Raw genomic sequence first — 15,850 nt, forward strand, 5'->3', positions numbered from 1 at the left:
CGCCGGGCCCTTTCTACTGCGCCTCGCGCCGGCGCCCCACCCCAGAGCGCCCCGTGTCAGCCCGTTGCCGGGTTGCCCGTCGACACCTTGAGCTCGACGGTCGGCATGTCCTGCGGGTCGACGTCGGTGCCGGCGGACGGGAACTGTTCCATGACCGCGCCGTCGCCGTAGGTGTTCTCGTCCACGGAGACGATCTTCATCCGCCAGCCGGCGGCCTGGAAGCACTCCTTGACCGACTTGATGTACTTGAACTTGAAGTCCGGGACCTGGATCTTGTCCGGGTCGTCGTAGGACTCCTGCGGTTCGGTGCACTCGGTCGTCTCGACGGTCTTCGAGGTGTCGGGCCCGCGGTAGCCCGAGGCGTGCGAGGCCGCCGCACTCGCGCTGCTGCCCCCGCCGCCACCGCTGCCGCCGGTGTTGTCATCGCCGCCGCCGGTGTTCAGCGCCAGGGCGACGACCAGGCCGATCACCGCGACGAGTGACACCGCGATCGACCCGATGACCACCGGCCGGTTGCTCTTCCCGCCATCGCCACCGCCACCGCCACCGCCACCGCCACCAACGCCACCGCCACCGGCGGCGGACGGCCCCTGGGGCGTGATGTTGTACGGCGGCGGGGTCGACGGCGCCGGCTGGGCGTACCCGGCCGGGGTCGGGTAGCCCGCCTGCTGCGGATAGCCGTAGGCGGGTGCGGGACCTCCGGCCCCGTAGGGATTCGGGGCCGGGGCCGGCTGGTACGGCGTCTGCACCGGACCGGGAGGCGCCGGCGTCGCCTGGCCGACCGGCGGGAACACCGCGGAGCCGACCCCGGCGCCGCTCTGCGTCGGCGGGATGCCCGGGACGATGCTGGGCGCGGCCGGCTGCAGCGAGGCCGCGACCCGCAGGCACTCGTCGCGCATGGACTCGGCGGTCGGGAAGCGCTCGTTCGGGTTCTTCTTCAGCGCGCGGGCGACCAGCGCGTCCACGGCCGGGGGCAGGGCACGGTTGACCGAGGAGGGCGCGACCGGCTCCTCCTGGACGTGCGCGTAGGCGATCGCCAGCGGCGAGTCCGCGTCGAACGGCAGCCGCCCCGTGACCAGCTGGAACAGCATGATGCCGACCGAGTAGAGATCGGAGCGCGCGTCCACGCCCCGGCCCAGCGCCTGCTCGGGGGAGAGGTACTGCGGGGTGCCGACGACCATGCCGGTCTGGGTCATCGAGGTGACGCCGGACTGCATGGCGCGGGCGATGCCGAAGTCCATCACCTTGACGACGCCGCGCTTGGTCGTCATCACGTTGCCGGGCTTGATGTCGCGGTGGACCAGCCCCATCTCGTGGCTGATCTCCAGCGCGGCCAGCACGTCGGCGGTGATCTTCAGTGCCTTGTCGGCGGGCATCGCGCCGTACTGCCGTACGTCCTCGTCCAGGACCGAACCGAGCGGGCGGCCCTCGACGTACTCCATGACGATGTACGGCATCGTCATGCCGTCGAGCGCGTCCTCGCCGGTGTCGAAGACGGAGACGATGTTGGTGTGCGTGAGCTTGGCCACTGCCTGGGCCTCGCGGCGGAAGCGCTCGCGGAAGGCCTGTTCCCGGCCGAGCTCGGTGTGCAGGGTCTTGATCGCGACCTGCCGGTCCAGGACCGAGTCGTACGCCAGGTGCACGGAGGCCATGCCGCCCTCGCCGAGCAGGTCGCGCAGCTGGTAGCGGCCACCGGCCAGAGCCCGCCCCGCGTAACGGCCGTATGCGCCGTCCTGGGTCATTTTCCCCGTCCCCCGCCCGGCACTCGGGCACCCTTGTTGATCTAATGTCCCATTCCCGGCCAAGTCTGCCGGAGGGCACCGGCACGTCAAGCGCGGTGCCCGTTCCGTGACCGTACGCGAAAGAACAGCCGCGGAAGCGTTACAGGGGCCCTACGTCCGGTACACAGAATTTGCACGACGACGAGTGGTACGGGTTTGATGGCCGGTCCGTCCACGGGCCGGATCCCGGACCGACGGGTTGCGCGGAGGCTGTAGCGTGGCCGACGGAGACCGTGACAACACCGCGCGCACCGCGGGCAGAAACGACGGCGAGGACCGATGGCACAGACGCACAGCGCCCAGGGCCCGTCCGACCCCGAGGCGACTGGCGGCGGCATGTCAGACGCGCCGGAGATGTGGGGCAACCAGGGCCTGGTCGGCGACGGCCGGTACCGGCTCACCCACCGGCTCGGGCGGGGCGGCATGGCCGAGGTGTTCGCGGCCGAGGACGTACGGCTCGGCCGTACCGTGGCCGTGAAGCTGCTCCGGGCCGACCTCGCCGAGGATCCGGTCTCCAAGGCCCGCTTCACGCGCGAGGCGCAGTCGGTCGCCGGGCTCAACCACCATGCGATCGTGGCGGTGTACGACTCCGGCGAGGACGTGGTCGGCGGCCAGTCCGTGCCGTACATCGTGATGGAGCTGGTCGAGGGCCGCACCATCCGCGACCTGCTGATCAACGCCGAGGCGCCGGGTCCCGAGCAGGCCCTGATCATCGTCTCCGGTGTCCTCGACGCGCTGGCCTACTCGCACCAGCACGGCATCGTGCACCGCGACATCAAGCCCGCCAACGTGATCATCACGCACAACGGCGCCGTCAAGGTGATGGACTTCGGCATCGCCCGCGCCCTGCACGGCGCCTCCACCACGATGACGCAGACCGGCATGGTCATGGGCACGCCGCAGTACCTCTCCCCGGAGCAGGCGCTCGGCAAGGCCGTCGACCACCGCTCCGACCTGTACGCCACCGGCTGCCTGCTCTACGAACTCCTCGCCCTGCGGCCCCCGTTCATCGGCGAGACCCCGCTGGCGGTGGTCTACCAGCACGTCCAGGACATTCCGATGCCGCCCTCCCGGACCTCCGAGGGCGCGGCCCCGCCGGAGCTGGACGGGCTGGTCATGCGCTCGCTCGCCAAGGAGCCCGACGACCGCTTCCAGACCGCCGAGGAGATGCGCGGCCTGGTCCAGTACGGCCTGCAGATGCTCTACGACCAGGGTTCCCACACCGGCACCTGGAACACCGGCCCGGTCACGGTGCACGACGGCCGGCAGACCCCGGCGGCCGGTTTCGCCGGTACGACCGCGATGCCGCACCCGGCGACCGGCGCGGGGACCACGCAGATTCCGCAGCCGATCCTGCCGGGCGGCTACGGGGCCGGTGACGACGGCGGTTTCGAGGGGCACGGCAACACGGGCAGCGGCCGCGGCAAGCTGTGGATCCTGGCCGTCCTCGCGGTGATCGCCATCGCGGCGGGTGTCGCCCTGGCGCTCAACAAGGGCGGTGGCGGCGACGGCGGCGGCACGGGTACGTCGCAGTCCCCGACCGCCTCGCAGACCACCAAGGACGAGACGCCCAGCTCCAGCCCGTCGGACGAGGTCAGCGACACGGCCACGGACACGGCGACCGACGACAGCGGCTCGGGCAACAACGACAACTCCGACTACACGCCGTCGCAGACCCCGTCGTACACCCAGTCCCAGACCCAGAGCAGCGAGCCGAGCGATGAGCCGAGCGACACGGCGAGCGCCTCGCAGCCCACGGACACCGAGAGCTCGCCGGACACCCAGCCCTCCGACACGACGGGCACGGGCGACAACGGCGGGGACGACGGCGGCAACTCGATCGCCGGCACCGGTGTCGGCGGCGGTTGAAGGACACCGACACCCTTCGGCTGACCGGCCGCAGCCGGTCACCGGCGGCGGCTACCGCACGAACGCGTCGCACACCGCGTCGTACTCCCCGGTCCACCACACGGCGAGCGCCGAGGCGGCCGGGAACTGGGGGTCGGCGCGGGTGTCGCCCCGCTCGTAGTGCCAGCGCAGCATCCAGAAGTCGTTGAGCCGCTCCCACCACACGCGGTGCACGGCCGCCGCGAGCTCCGAGGGCCTGGCCCCGGCCGCGCGCCGGTACGCGCGCGCGTACGCCCGCACCTTCCGCAGGTCGAGCGCTCCCGCCGGGCGCACGAAGAAGATCGCGGCGGCGCGTACGGCCTCCTCCGCGCGGGGCTGCACGCCGAGCCGGTCCCAGTCGACGATCGCGGCGGGCGCGTCGTCCTTGTAGAGCAGGTTGAACGGGTGGAAGTCGCCGTGCACCCAGCCCACCGAGGCGCCGCGCGGCGGGCGCCGGGCGGCGTGCTGCTCCAGGAGGGCGCGGCGTTCGAGGAGCCGGTGGCGGGCGAGTTCGTCGAAGGCGTCGGCGGGGCGGTGCCGGCTGACGTGGGCGAGCAGGTCGTCGATGAGCGCGAAGGTGTCGGCGGGGTCGGCGCTCTCGACGGGGTGCGGGCTGGTGGCCGGGCGAGTGCGCCCCTTCGGCGGCATCACGCGCTCCAGGCAGGCGTGCACGGCGCCGAGGAGCGCGCCGAGCCGCGTGCACTCCCCGTGCGTGAGCTGTCCGCCGTGCCGGTGCCGGCCGTCGATCCAGGGGTGCAGGGCGTAGGCGTGGCCGCCGACGACGGCCACCGTGCGGCCGTCGCGGTCGGCGAGAGGCGGGGCGACCGGGACGCCCAGGGCGGCCAGCCGCTGGGTGGCCAGATGACGCCGCTCGATGGCGGCCGGGTCGGCGGTGTCGGGGTCGAAGTGGTGCTTCAGGAAGTAGCGGCCACGGGTGGTGCGGAGGCGGTAGCCGCGGTTGAGCAGACCCTGTTCGACCGGTTCGCAGGCGAGCGCGGAGCCGGCGGCGTACCGCCGGAGCAGGGCGCCCAGAGGGGGCGCGTGAGGAACGAGGGGTGGTACAGATGAGCGCGGCACGCGGCAGATGCTAGGGCAAGCGCCAGCGCTGTGAGCTGGGCGTTGTCACAGGCAGTCGCCGATGGTCGCTTTCGGTCATGCGATGGGCCGCGGCGAATACAAGTGCGAAATACGGTCCCCGGAAGCGTGGTGCGGGGCGTAGGGTCACGGCGCCGCACTCGGCGCGCGCCCGGCCGTCGGTGAGCAGACCGGGAACCTCGATGTCTTCCCGTGGCCCCGGCCGGCGGGATAACGTGCCGTAGCTCCGGCCTCCTGCAAGGCTCTGACCAGCAACCTTCCGACCCGCGTCGACCTACTAGGAAACCCAAGCAAAAAATACTTGGATTTCCAAGCAAAAACGCAGGTCAGGAGGGGTTTCACAGAAATGTGGGGCACTGGGTAACGTGCATCTTGCAGGGCGCTCGCCGGGGCACCTGTCACGCCTGTTCCCGGCCGAGTGGCACACACCCCGTGCCACGGGTGTCGGAAGCAGGTGAGCCGCACTGGTTCACCCGGCAACCCCGGGGGCCGGACCGACGGAGGAGCACACGTGACCGTGGACAGCAGTGCCGCGAGCGAACCGCGACGCAGCGCCGCAGGCAAAGCCGGTACCACCGGCAGCAAGACCGGCACCAAGCGCACCACTCGTACCACCACCAGCCGCACCGCGAAGAAGAGCACGGAACCCGAGCTCGTGCAGCTGCTGACCCCCGAGGGCAAGCGGGTCAAGAACGCCGAGTACGACGCGTACGTCGCCGGGATCACCCCCGAGGAGCTGCGCGGTCTGTACCGCGACATGGTGCTCACCCGTCGCTTCGACGCCGAGGCCACCGCCCTGCAGCGGCAGGGCGAACTGGGCCTGTGGGCGTCCCTGCTCGGCCAGGAGGCCGCCCAGATCGGCTCCGGGCGGGCCACCCGCGAGGACGACTACGTCTTCCCGACCTACCGCGAGCACGGTGTCGCCTGGTGCCGCGGGGTCGACCCGACCAACCTGCTGGGCATGTTCCGCGGCGTCAACCACGGCGGCTGGGACCCCAACAGCAACAACTTCCACCTCTACACGATCGTCATCGGCTCCCAGACGCTGCACGCCACCGGCTACGCGATGGGCGTCGCCAAGGACGGCGCGGACTCGGCGGTCGTCGCCTACTTCGGCGACGGCGCCTCCAGCCAGGGCGACGTCGCCGAATCGTTCACCTTCGCCGCGGTCTACAACGCCCCGGTGGTGTTCTTCTGCCAGAACAACCAGTGGGCGATCTCCGAGCCGACCGAGAAGCAGACGCGCGTCCCGCTCTACCAGCGCGCCCAGGGCTTCGGCTTCCCCGGCGTCCGGGTCGACGGCAACGACGTGCTGGCCTGCCTCGCGGTCACCAAGTGGGCGCTGGAGCGGGCCCGCAGCGGCGAGGGCCCGACGCTCGTCGAGGCGTACACCTACCGGATGGGCGCCCACACCACCTCCGACGACCCGACCAAGTACCGGGCCGACGAGGAGCGCGAGGCCTGGGAGGCCAAGGACCCGATCCTGCGCCTGCGCCGGTTCCTGGAGGCCGCAAACCACGCGGACGACGGATTCTTCGCGGAACTCGAGACCGAGTCCGAGGCGTTGGGCAGGCGAGTGCGCGAAGCGGTACGGGCCATGCCGGACCCGGACAACTTCGCCATCTTCGAGAACGTGTACGCCGACGGGCATGCGCTCGTCGACGAGGAGCGAGCCCAGTTCGCCGCCTACCAGGCGTCGTTCGCGGACGTAGAGGGGGTCTGACCATGGCAGCGGAAAAGATGGCTCTGGCCAAGGCGATCAACGAGTCGCTGCGCCGCGCCCTGGAATCGGACCCCAAGGTCCTCGTCATGGGCGAGGACGTCGGCAAGCTCGGCGGTGTCTTCCGGGTCACCGACGGCCTGCAGAAGGACTTCGGCGACAGCCGCGTCATCGACACCCCCCTCGCCGAGTCCGGCATCGTCGGCACCGCGATCGGCCTCGCCCTGCGCGGCTACCGCCCGGTGGTGGAGATCCAGTTCGACGGCTTCGTCTTCCCGGCGTACGACCAGATCGTCACCCAGCTCGCGAAGATGCACGCCCGGTCGCTCGGCAAGGTCAAGATGCCGGTCGTCGTCCGCATCCCCTACGGCGGCGGCATCGGCGCGGTCGAGCACCACTCCGAGTCCCCCGAGGCGCTCTTCGCGCACGTGGCCGGACTCAAGATCGTCTCCCCGTCCAACTCCTCGGACGCCTACTGGATGATGCAGCAGGCCATCCAGAGCGACGACCCGGTGATCTTCTTCGAGCCCAAGCGCCGCTACTGGGACAAGGGCGAGGTCAACACGGAGGCCATCCCGGGCCCGCTGCACAAGGCCCGCGTGGTCCGCGAGGGCACCGACCTCACCCTCGCCGCCTACGGCCCGATGGTGAAGCTCTGCCAGGAGGCCGCCGACGCGGCCGCCGAGGAGGGCAAGTCCCTGGAGGTCCTGGACCTGCGGTCCGTCTCCCCGCTGGACTTCGACTCGATCCAGGCCTCGGTCGAGAAGACCCGCCGCCTGGTCGTGGTCCACGAGGCACCGGTGTTCTTCGGATCGGGCGCGGAGATCGCCGCCCGCATCACCGAGCGCTGCTTCTACCACCTGGAGGCCCCGGTCCTCAGGGTCGGCGGCTACCACGCGCCCTACCCGCCGGCCCGCCTGGAGGAGGAGTACCTTCCGGGCCTTGACCGGGTGCTCGACGCCGTCGACCGTGCCCTGGCGTACTGAGGAGAGGGTCGTGACGACGATGACGGAAGCGTCCGTACGCGAGTTCAAGATGCCGGACGTGGGCGAGGGGCTCACCGAGGCGGAGATCCTCAAGTGGTACGTCCAGCCCGGCGACACGGTCACCGACGGCCAGGTGGTGTGCGAGGTCGAGACCGCGAAGGCGGCCGTCGAACTCCCCATCCCCTATGACGGCGTGGTCCGCGAGCTGCGCTTCGCCGAGGGCACCACGGTGGACGTGGGCACCGCGATCATCGCGGTGGACGTGTCGGGCGGGGCGCCGGCCGTGGAGCCCGCCCCGGCCCCGGCCCCGGCCCCGGCCACGGCGCCGGAGCCCGAGAAGAAGCCGGAGGGCCGTCAGCCGGTCCTCGTCGGCTACGGCGTGGCGGCCTCCTCGACCAAGCGCCGCCCGCGCAAGGACCCCGGGAGCACGGCCGCCGAGGCGACGGTCCAGGCGGCGGTCCAGCAGGAGCTGAACGGCCACGGCCCGGCGCCGGTCCCCGCTCCGGCCGTGGCCGCACCGGTCCCCGCCCCGGCCGTGGCGGAGGAGCGCCCGCGCCCGCTGGCCAAGCCGCCGGTGCGCAAGCTGGCGAAGGACCTGGGCGTCGACCTGGCCACGGTGACCCCGTCCGGCCCGGACGGCGTCATCACGCGCGACGACGTGCACGCGGCGGTGACGGCGCCGACGGCCGTACCGGCGGGTGTGCCGCAGCCGCCGGCCCCTGAGACCGCCGTGACCCCGGCGGCCGCCTCTCCCGGCGACGCCCGCGAGACCCGCATCCCCATCAAGGGGGTCCGCAAGGCGACGGCGGCGGCGATGGTGGGCTCGGCGTTCACGGCCCCGCACGTCACGGAGTTCGTGACGGTGGACGTGACCCGCACGATGAGGCTGGTGGAGGAGCTTAAGCAGGACAAGGACCTGCAGGGCCTCCGGGTCAACCCCCTCCTCCTCATCGCGAAGGCGTTGCTGGTCGCCATCAAGCGCAACCCGGACATCAACGCGTCCTGGGACGAGGCCAACCAGGAGATCGTGCTCAAGCACTACGTCAACCTGGGCATCGCCGCGGCCACCCCGCGCGGCCTGATCGTGCCGAACATCAAGGACGCCCACGCGAAGACGCTCCCGCAACTGGCGGAGGCGCTCGGTGAGCTGGTCGGGACGGCCAGGGACGGCAAGACGTCACCCGCCGCGATGCAGGGCGGCACGGTGACCATCACCAACGTCGGCGTCTTCGGCATCGACACGGGCACGCCGATCCTCAACCCGGGCGAGGCGGCGATCCTGGCGGTTGGCGCGATCAAGCTCCAGCCGTGGGTCCACAAGGGCAAGGTGAAGCCGCGTCAGGTCACGACACTGGCGCTGAGTTTCGATCACCGGCTTGTGGACGGGGAGCTGGGCTCCAAGGTCCTGGCGGACATCGCGGCGATCCTGGAACAGCCGAAGAGGCTGATCACCTGGGGGTGAACCCCGGGGAGACGTGAGAGAAGGGCGAGACCGTGACTTCCAGTCACGGTCTCGCCCTTCTTTGACCTGCGTAAACGCTGAGAGTGTCAGTTCTCCTTACGGTCTCGCGGACACTCTCGGCCTGGGGGAATAGGCTGACGGAGGACGGCCGCACCTATGGATTGCGACCGCCCACTCCCTTTAGAGCTGGTTGAGCACGTAGACCGGTGCCCCCTCCTCCGTCCCGCCCCGCGAGTGAATGCAGGCGGGGTTGGTGCAGGCGTTGACGAGAAGGATGAGACCCTGCAGAGAGATGACATTCAGGTCTCGGCGCCACTCCCTACCTGCGGGAATGCTGAGACCGTAACCTCCAGTTAGGGTCTCAAGAATCTCTCGATGGTCTTCTGGGACATGGTCGGAGAGTGCCTTCTGCGGGTTGGTGTGTCTCAACCGGTTGCAGACATCCACCGCCGGAAACCAATGAGTGCCTTCCGGCATGGTCAGCCGTCGTACGCGCGCTCCGGTCGCCGCGTACACGAAGTCGCTGATGATGACGGGTTCACTCTGTCGGGTGACGCATGGTGAACGTACGGCGGGCAGTCAAACGGGTGTGTAGGTTCTGTGATCGTGAAGCTGATGGTGCAGGTCAAATTGCTTCCGACGCCCGTGCAGGCGGCGGCGCTGGAGGCGACGCTACGTGCCTGCAACGAAGCGGCGACCTGGGCCAGCGGTGTGGCGTTCGAGAAGGATGTGAAGAGCAACTTCGTGCTGCGCGAGCACACGTACGGTGAGATCAAGGCCCGCTGGGGGCTGGGTGCGCAGGCCGCCCAGCACGTCATCAAGAAGACCTGCGACGCGTATGCCACGCTGAAGGCCAACCTGAAGGCCGGGAACCTGGGCAGGCCGGGCTCGAAGCGCTACCGCCGGGCGACAGGCAAGCCGGTCGCCTTCCGTCCGGATGGCGCGCAGCCCTACGACGACCGGATGCTGTCCTGGCAGATCGACTGGCGCCGGATCTCGGTCTGGACGACCGCCGGGCGGGTCAAGGACGTGGCGTTCACCGCCTCACCGGAACAGCTGGCCACGCTGGCCCTGTACCGCAGGGGCGAGTCCGACCTGCTGTGGCGGGACGGCATGTGGTTCCTGAACGCTACCTGCGAGGTCCCCGAAGCCGATCCGAACACCAGCCCGGTGGACTTCCTCGGTATCGACCTGGGCATCGTCAACATCGCCACGACCAGCGACGGTGAGATCATGGCCGGACGGGAGCTCAACCGCATCCGCAGCCGGGAGCGCACACTCCGTGCCAAGCTGCAGAAGAAGAACACCCCGTCCGCCAGGCGCCGGCTGATGAAGCGGCGGCGCAAGGAAGCGCGGCGGGCGAAGGACATCAACCACAAGATCGCGAAGTATGTGGTGGCCGAGGCAGAACGCACCGGTCGCGGGATCGCCCTGGAGGACCTGACGGGCATCCGTGAACGGGTACGGCTTCGCAAGCCCCAACGGGCCACCCACTCCAGCTGGGCCTTCTCCCAGCTGGGGCAGTTCATCGCGTACAAGGCCCGCAAGGCGGGGGTGCCCGTGGTATACGTCGATCCGGCGTACACCTCCCGCACCTGCGCCGAGTGCGGACACACAGACAAGGCGAACCGGGTCTCCCAGGCCTGGTTCGCGTGCCGGTCCTGCGGATTCGTTGATCATGCAGACCGCAACGGCTCCCGCAACATCCGCGCCAGAGCGTGGGAGTTGTGGCGACGCGGGGCGCAGTCAACCGCCCCAGCCCCACTTCCCGAACCGGGCCGTGGGACAGGACGCAAACGCAGCACCACACCCAGTGGCGCCCGTTGTGCAAGCCCAGGACTTTAGCCCCGGGCCGTTGACGAGCTTCGTGGCGTCCGTCGCGCGCTGGGTGATGGAGGAGGCCGAAAAAGGCGAAGGCCCGCCGCAGCGGCGGCGGGCCCAGCGGCTGTGCATACGGTGCGTCAGCTGATCTTGGCGTAGCCGTAGTTGATGAGCTTCTTCACGTCAGTGGTGCGGTTGGCTGCCGAGGAGGCGGTCATGACGGCTCCCATCACCGACTCGCCGTTCTTCGTGGCGGCAAAGACGAGGCAGTACTTGGCCTCGGTGCCGGAACCTGTCTTGATGCCGAGCGTGCCGTTCCAACCGAGCAGCGTGTTGGTGTTCGTCCAGGTCTTCATCGTGCGGGTGGAGCCGGTCTTCGTGATCGTCTTCGCCGTGTACGACTTGGTCTTCACGACGGTCTTGAACGTGGAGTTCTTCATCACGCTCCGCGCGACCTTCGTCAGGTCGCGCGGCGTCGAGTAGTTGGAGCCGTTGCTGATCCCGTCGAACGAGTCGAAGTGAGTGTTCGTCATCCCCAGGCTCTTGGCCATGGTGTTCATCTTGGAGATGAAGTTCTTGGTGCGGGCCGAGACCGTCGAGCCAGAGCCGAACTTGTCGGCCAGCACCATCGCGGCGTCGCAGCCGGACGGCAGCATCATCCCGTAGAGCAGGTCGCGGACCTTGACCTTGTCGCCGACGATCAAGCCGGCCGACGACGCACCCGTGGAGACGATGTAGTCGCTGACCGCCTGCTTGACCGTGACCTTGGTGTCCAGGTTCAGATTCGACTGCGAGAGGACGACCTTCGCGGTCATGACCTTCGTGGTGGAGGCCGTAAGCCGCTTCGTGTCGGCAGCCTTGGCGAAGAGGGTCTTGCCCGTCGCGCTGTTCATCAGGAATCCGCCCTTGGCGGTGATGCTGGGCGCGGTGACGGCCTGCGCGGGCGCCGCGGTGAGGGCCCCGGTCGCCAGCAGCGCGCCGGACGTGACGGCGACGGCGGCGGCCTTGCGGAGGCGAGTGCCCTTAATACCGGTAATCAACTGAAATACCCCGAGTCGAGTCGAGTCGTAATGCCCCTGGCGTGCGGCCGAGTTGGGGGTGCCGAAGCGAATGGGGCCGCACGTGTGTGACATGTAAGTAGCACAGATGGTTGTGCAGCTGCTGAGAGCGATTTACATCACGTCCGGATGGTGGACGAGCGTGCCGCTTGCGTACGTGTTGTATCTAAGCTGTGGGCATGAGCCTGGCCGTCAAGCAGCCCCCCGCCGCCGACCGCGTCTACTCCCACGTCAAGCAAGGCGTCCTTGACCGCCACTACGAAGGCGGCACGCTCCTCACCGAGGGCGAGCTGGCCGAGGCCGTGGGAGTCTCCCGCACCCCGGTACGGGAAGCGCTGCTGCGGCTCGAGGTCGAGGGCCTGATCAAGCTCTACCCGAAGAAGGGCGCCATGGTGCTGCCGGTCTCCGCACAGGAGATCGCGGACGTGGTGGAGACCCGGATGCTGGTCGAGGAGCACGCCGTGCGCAAGGCCGTACCGGCCTCGGCGGGGCTGGTGGCCCGGCTCCAGGAACTGCTCGACCGGCAGAAGGCCGAGGCCGCCGCGGGCGATCTGGCCGCCGCGGCCGTCACCGACCGCTGCTTCCACGCCGCGATCGTCCGCGACGGCGGCAACGAGATCCTCTCCCGCCTCTACGACCAGCTGCGCGACCGCCAGTTGCGGATGGGCGTCGCGATCATGCACGCGCACCCCGACCGCATCGCCAAGTCGCTGACCGAGCACGAGGAGATCCTGGACGCGCTGCGAGCCGGGGACGCCGAGCGCGCGGTCGGCCTCGTGCACCGGCACGTCGACTGGTTCGCGCACCTGGCGCGGGGTGAGGTCCGATGAGCCGCGACAGCGTGTCGCTGCCCGGAGACCCGCCCGGCGGCCGCCGGGCCGTGGTGGTCTGGAGCACAGGCGTCTCGGTCTACTTCGTCGCCGTCATCTTCCGTACCTCCCTCGGGGTCGCCGGCCTCGACGCGGCCGACCGCTTCCACGTGGGCGCCTCGGCGCTGTCCACGTTCTCGATACTCCAGCTGCTGGTCTACGCCGGCATGCAGATACCCGTCGGCCTGCTGGTCGACCGCCTCGGCACGAAGAAGGTCCTGTCCATCGGCGCCGTGCTGTTCACCGCCGGGCAGCTGGGCTTCGCCTTCTCCCCGTCCTACGGCACCGCGCTCGCCTCGCGCGCGCTGCTCGGCTGCGGTGACGCGATGACGTTCATCAGCGTGCTGCGGCTCGGCACCCGTTGGTTCCCGGCCCGGCGCGGCCCGCTCGTCGCCCAGCTCGCCGGTCTCGTCGGCATGGCGGGCAACCTCGTCTCCACGCTGGTCCTGGCCCGGCTGCTGCACGGCATCGGCTGGACCCCCGCGTTCGCGGGCAGCGCGTTCGCGGGTGCGGTCGTGCTGGTCCTCGTCCTGTGCCTCCTCAAGGACCACCCCGAGGGGTACGAGCCGGAGCCCTTCCCGCACCAGGGGGCGGGGTACATACGCAAGCAGATCGCCGCGTCCTGGCGGGAGCCGGGGACCCGGCTGGGGCTGTGGGTGCACTTCACCACCCAGTTCCCGGCGATGGTGTTCCTGCTGCTGTGGGGGCTGCCGTTCCTGGTCCAGGCGCAGGGGCTGTCCCGCGCCACCGCCGGTGAACTGCTGACCCTGGTCGTCCTCTCCAACATGGTGATCGGCCTCGTCTACGGCCAGATCCTCGCCCGCCACCACGCGGCGCGGCTGCCGCTGGTGCTGGGCACGGTCGGGGCGACGGCCGTGGTGTGGGCGGCGACGCTGGTGTATCCGGCGGACCATGCGCCGATGTGGCTGCTGGTGGTGCTGTGCGCGGTGCTGGGCGCGTGCGGACCGGCGTCGATGATCGGCTTCGACTTCGCGCGGCCCGCCAACCCGCCCGAGCGGCAGGGGACCGCGTCCGGGATCACCAACATGGGTGGTTTCACGGCTTCGATGACGACGCTGTTCGCGGTGGGGGTGCTGCTGGACGCCACCGGTGACAACTACTCGGTGGCCTTCTCGTGCGTGTTCGTGCTGCAGGCGCTGGGGGTGAGCCAGATCCTGCGGTTGCGGGGGCGGGCGGTCCGGCGGGAGCGGGAACGGCTGGTGGCGAGCCGGGTGGAGACGGTGCACGTACCTGCGTGACTTCGCCGTCGGCGGCTTTCCGTGCGTGGTCGGGTGCGGTGCGCTCCCACCCGCGCACCGCCCGTGCACCGTCGACGGAGAGGCTCGGCGACCTGTGGGGACGGTCGCCGTCGGTGGCTTTCCGTATGCCGCTGTGCCGCTGTGCCGCTTTTCTCGCCCGGCTTTCCCCGTGCGGGATCAGGTCGCCGTCGGTACGAGGGTCAGGTAGGCCAGCCCCAGTACGCCGCGGTACGTCAGCCAGGCCGCGCGGTGGGCGTCCAGGCGGGCCTGGGTCTCCGTCGCCAGGGGGTGGGCGGGGTTGGCCGCCAGCCATACCTCCGTGTCCGCCTGGTAGGCCGACTCGAACTCCTCCCACTCCGCAAGGCTCGCCGTCTCGATCCACTCCGGGCGGAAGCCGGCGGCCACCGCGAGGTCGACCAGGGCGGCCAGGTCGTGGTGGTCGGTGGCCGAGGCGCCCGGCCACATCCCGGCCAGCTCCGCCTCGGTCGGCGTGCGCTGCCAGAAACCCTCGCCGAGCAGGACCCGCCCGCCGTCGGCCACCAGCCGCCGCAGCTCCCGCAGGGCCGGCCCGAGATCGTCGCCCAGCGCCTGGCTCGCCCCGAGGCACAGCACCACGTCGGCCGGGCCCCGGCCGGTGCCCACCGCCGACTCCTCGGCGAACTCCACCCGGCCGGTCAGCCCCCTCGCCCCGGCGGCCCGCCGGCCCCGCTCCAGGTCCCCCGCGTTCACGTCCACTCCGACGCCGTGCGCCTGCGGCACGGCTGCCAGCAGCCGGAGCATCAACTCGCCCCAGCCGCAGCCGATGTCCAGCACGCTGCCGGGCCGCGTGCCCGCGAGGCGCCGTACCATCGCGGTCGCACGTGCCTCGGAGAGCGGGCCGTGGAAGGTGAGCCGGGTGAGACGGGGCGGGAGGTCGCCCTGGGGTGCGGTGGCTGAGGTCATGCCGGGAAAGATAGGTCGTGACGACCGTCGCAGGGCACCGAATTACCGGCGCACCCCGCTCCCGCTTCTTTCCCGATTCTTACTGCGTGTGCTGCTGCGTGTGCTGCTGCGTGTCCTACTGCGTGACCGTGAAGTTGCGCAGGATCGCCGCCGTCAGCTCCGGTTCGCCCTCCGCCTTCACCCGGTCCGCGACCGCGTCCGGGGTGGTGCGGCCGCAGGCGAGGCGGACGTAGGTCTCCCAGTCGAGGGTGAAGGTGGCGGCGGGTCCGAGGGCGGGAGCCGATTCGAGGGTGCCGCGGCCCTGGATGTCGACGCGGATGGTGCGCATGAACTCGACGGGGCCGTGCACGTCCAGGACGACCGCCGAGCTGCGCGGGGCGTTCGCCTTCTCGGCGACGACGGCCGGCAGCTCGGCGAGCAGCACGTCGCGGGCGATGTGGGCGCCGGGGGAGTCGAGGTTGCCGGGGCGTCCGAGGGCGGCCCGCAGATCCTGCTCGTGCACCCACACGTTGAACGCGTGGCCGCGCATCGACTCTTCGAGGGTGAGCTCGCTGCCGAGCGGGGCGCGGACCTTGGCGCCCGGGTCCCGCGACTCGTTCCGCAGCTGGCGGTTGCGGCGGATGATCACGTACTCCAGCTCGGAGGTCATCTCCGGCGCGGTGTGGTGGCGGCGGACGTCGACCTGCATCTCCATGTAGCGCTGCTGGTCGTTGGTGACGTGGAAGAGGTCGCGCGGCAGGGTGTGGATGGGGCGCGGGTCGCCGAGCATCTCGCAGTCCAGGCCGATGACGTGGGAGACCACGTCCCGTACCGACCAGCCCGGGCACGGGGTCCGCCGGTTCCACTCGCCCTCGACGAGCGGCGTCACCAGCTCGGATATCGCTTCGATGGAGTGGGTCCAAGCGTCGGCGTAGGGCTGGAGGGTGGGATGCAGACTCACGGAACGGGACCCCTCGGCGGTCGGTACTCG

General features: G+C 70.5%; 12 protein-coding genes and 1 pseudogene. 7 read left to right on the top strand and 6 right to left on the bottom strand.

The features are described from left to right. Nucleotides 1-56: 56 nt before the first annotated feature. Nucleotides 57-1,742 carry a protein kinase gene (locus ACIQVL_RS17030; RefSeq protein WP_403475654.1) on the bottom strand — a complete coding sequence of 562 codons (1,686 nt, stop codon included), beginning with the start codon at nucleotides 1,740-1,742 and terminating at the stop codon, nucleotides 57-59. Between the two features lie 318 nt (nucleotides 1,743-2,060). On the opposite strand from ACIQVL_RS17030, the gene ACIQVL_RS17035 reads away from it, so the two are divergent. Beyond that, nucleotides 2,061-3,650, top strand: a complete 1,590-nt coding sequence (locus ACIQVL_RS17035; RefSeq protein WP_403428628.1) for a protein kinase — start codon at nucleotides 2,061-2,063, stop codon at nucleotides 3,648-3,650. A 51-nt stretch (nucleotides 3,651-3,701) separates the two neighbouring features. On the opposite strand, the gene ACIQVL_RS17040 is transcribed toward ACIQVL_RS17035, so the two are convergent. Next, nucleotides 3,702-4,745, bottom strand: a complete 1,044-nt coding sequence (locus ACIQVL_RS17040; protein WP_403475655.1) for a phosphotransferase — start codon at nucleotides 4,743-4,745, stop codon at nucleotides 3,702-3,704. A 529-nt stretch (nucleotides 4,746-5,274) separates the two neighbouring features. Here ACIQVL_RS17040 and pdhA point away from each other — a divergent pair. From pdhA to ACIQVL_RS17055, 3 genes are read left to right on the top strand one after another with little or no spacing between them, the layout of a single operon-like run. Further along, nucleotides 5,275-6,486, top strand: a complete 1,212-nt coding sequence (gene pdhA, locus ACIQVL_RS17045; RefSeq protein WP_403428632.1) for a pyruvate dehydrogenase (acetyl-transferring) E1 component subunit alpha — start codon at nucleotides 5,275-5,277, stop codon at nucleotides 6,484-6,486. A gap of 2 nt (nucleotides 6,487-6,488) precedes the next feature. Next, a complete protein-coding gene (locus ACIQVL_RS17050) occupies nucleotides 6,489-7,469 on the top strand; it encodes an alpha-ketoacid dehydrogenase subunit beta (protein WP_403475656.1) in 981 nt (326 codons plus the stop codon). 10 nt (nucleotides 7,470-7,479) lie between these two features. Beyond that, nucleotides 7,480-8,931: a dihydrolipoamide acetyltransferase family protein gene (locus tag ACIQVL_RS17055; RefSeq protein ID WP_403475657.1), complete on the top strand. Its 1,452-nt coding sequence runs from the start codon at nucleotides 7,480-7,482 to the stop codon at nucleotides 8,929-8,931. Nucleotides 8,932-9,171: 240 nt separating this feature from the next. Here the strand turns inward: ACIQVL_RS17055 and ACIQVL_RS17060 are convergent. Next, nucleotides 9,172-9,408, bottom strand: a pseudogene (locus tag ACIQVL_RS17060) (Bro-N domain-containing protein); the annotation flags it as partial. Nucleotides 9,409-9,537: 129 nt separating this feature from the next. Between ACIQVL_RS17060 and ACIQVL_RS17065 the strand changes: the two are divergent. After that, nucleotides 9,538-10,776, top strand: a complete 1,239-nt coding sequence (locus ACIQVL_RS17065) for an RNA-guided endonuclease InsQ/TnpB family protein (RefSeq protein ID WP_403428640.1) — start codon at nucleotides 9,538-9,540, stop codon at nucleotides 10,774-10,776. A 116-nt stretch (nucleotides 10,777-10,892) separates the two neighbouring features. Here the strand turns inward: ACIQVL_RS17065 and ACIQVL_RS17070 are convergent, their stop codons facing one another. Continuing rightward, complete coding sequence (locus ACIQVL_RS17070) at nucleotides 10,893-11,792, bottom strand: D-alanyl-D-alanine carboxypeptidase family protein (protein WP_403475658.1); 900 nt, start codon at nucleotides 11,790-11,792, stop codon at nucleotides 10,893-10,895. Nucleotides 11,793-11,989: 197 nt separating this feature from the next. Here ACIQVL_RS17070 and ACIQVL_RS17075 point away from each other — a divergent pair, with 197 nt between their 5' ends. Together ACIQVL_RS17075 and ACIQVL_RS17080 are read left to right on the top strand one after the other, a co-directional pair. Further along, on the top strand, nucleotides 11,990-12,640 hold the full coding sequence (locus tag ACIQVL_RS17075; RefSeq protein WP_382725302.1) for a GntR family transcriptional regulator: 651 nt from the start codon (nucleotides 11,990-11,992) through the stop codon (nucleotides 12,638-12,640). Beyond that, the gene (locus ACIQVL_RS17080; protein WP_403475659.1) at nucleotides 12,637-13,938 is read left to right on the top strand and encodes a nitrate/nitrite transporter; all 1,302 of its coding nucleotides are present in this window, start codon (nucleotides 12,637-12,639) and stop codon (nucleotides 13,936-13,938) included. Before ACIQVL_RS17075 ends, ACIQVL_RS17080 begins: the two co-directional genes overlap by 4 nt. Before the next feature lie 177 nt (nucleotides 13,939-14,115). Here ACIQVL_RS17080 and ACIQVL_RS17085 read toward each other — a convergent pair whose 3' ends face one another. After that, nucleotides 14,116-14,880 carry an SAM-dependent methyltransferase gene (locus ACIQVL_RS17085; protein ID WP_403475660.1) on the bottom strand — a complete coding sequence of 255 codons (765 nt, stop codon included), beginning with the start codon at nucleotides 14,878-14,880 and terminating at the stop codon, nucleotides 14,116-14,118. 115 nt (nucleotides 14,881-14,995) lie between these two features. Further along, nucleotides 14,996-15,820: a maleylpyruvate isomerase family mycothiol-dependent enzyme gene (locus ACIQVL_RS17090; protein ID WP_403428648.1), complete on the bottom strand. Its 825-nt coding sequence runs from the start codon at nucleotides 15,818-15,820 to the stop codon at nucleotides 14,996-14,998. Between the last annotated feature and the right edge of the window lie 30 nt (nucleotides 15,821-15,850).

The organism is Streptomyces sp. NPDC090499 (assembly GCF_044769305.1).
In the GTDB taxonomy this organism is placed as follows: domain Bacteria; phylum Actinomycetota; class Actinomycetes; order Streptomycetales; family Streptomycetaceae; genus Streptomyces.

Bases quoted from the DNA above. Each gene is read 5' to 3' on its own strand.
- ACIQVL_RS17075 (WP_382725302.1), top strand. From the start codon at position 11,990: ATGAGCCTGGCCGTCAAGCAGCCCCCCGCCGCCGACCGCGTCTACTCC.
- ACIQVL_RS17030 (WP_403475654.1), bottom strand. From the start codon at position 1,742: ATGACCCAGGACGGCGCATACGGCCGTTACGCGGGGCGGGCTCTGGCC.
- ACIQVL_RS17050 (WP_403475656.1), top strand. From the start codon at position 6,489: ATGGCAGCGGAAAAGATGGCTCTGGCCAAGGCGATCAACGAGTCGCTG.
- ACIQVL_RS17035 (WP_403428628.1), top strand. From the start codon at position 2,061: ATGGCACAGACGCACAGCGCCCAGGGCCCGTCCGACCCCGAGGCGACT.
- ACIQVL_RS17085 (WP_403475660.1), bottom strand. From the start codon at position 14,880: ATGACCTCAGCCACCGCACCCCAGGGCGACCTCCCGCCCCGTCTCACC.
- ACIQVL_RS17080 (WP_403475659.1), top strand. From the start codon at position 12,637: ATGAGCCGCGACAGCGTGTCGCTGCCCGGAGACCCGCCCGGCGGCCGC.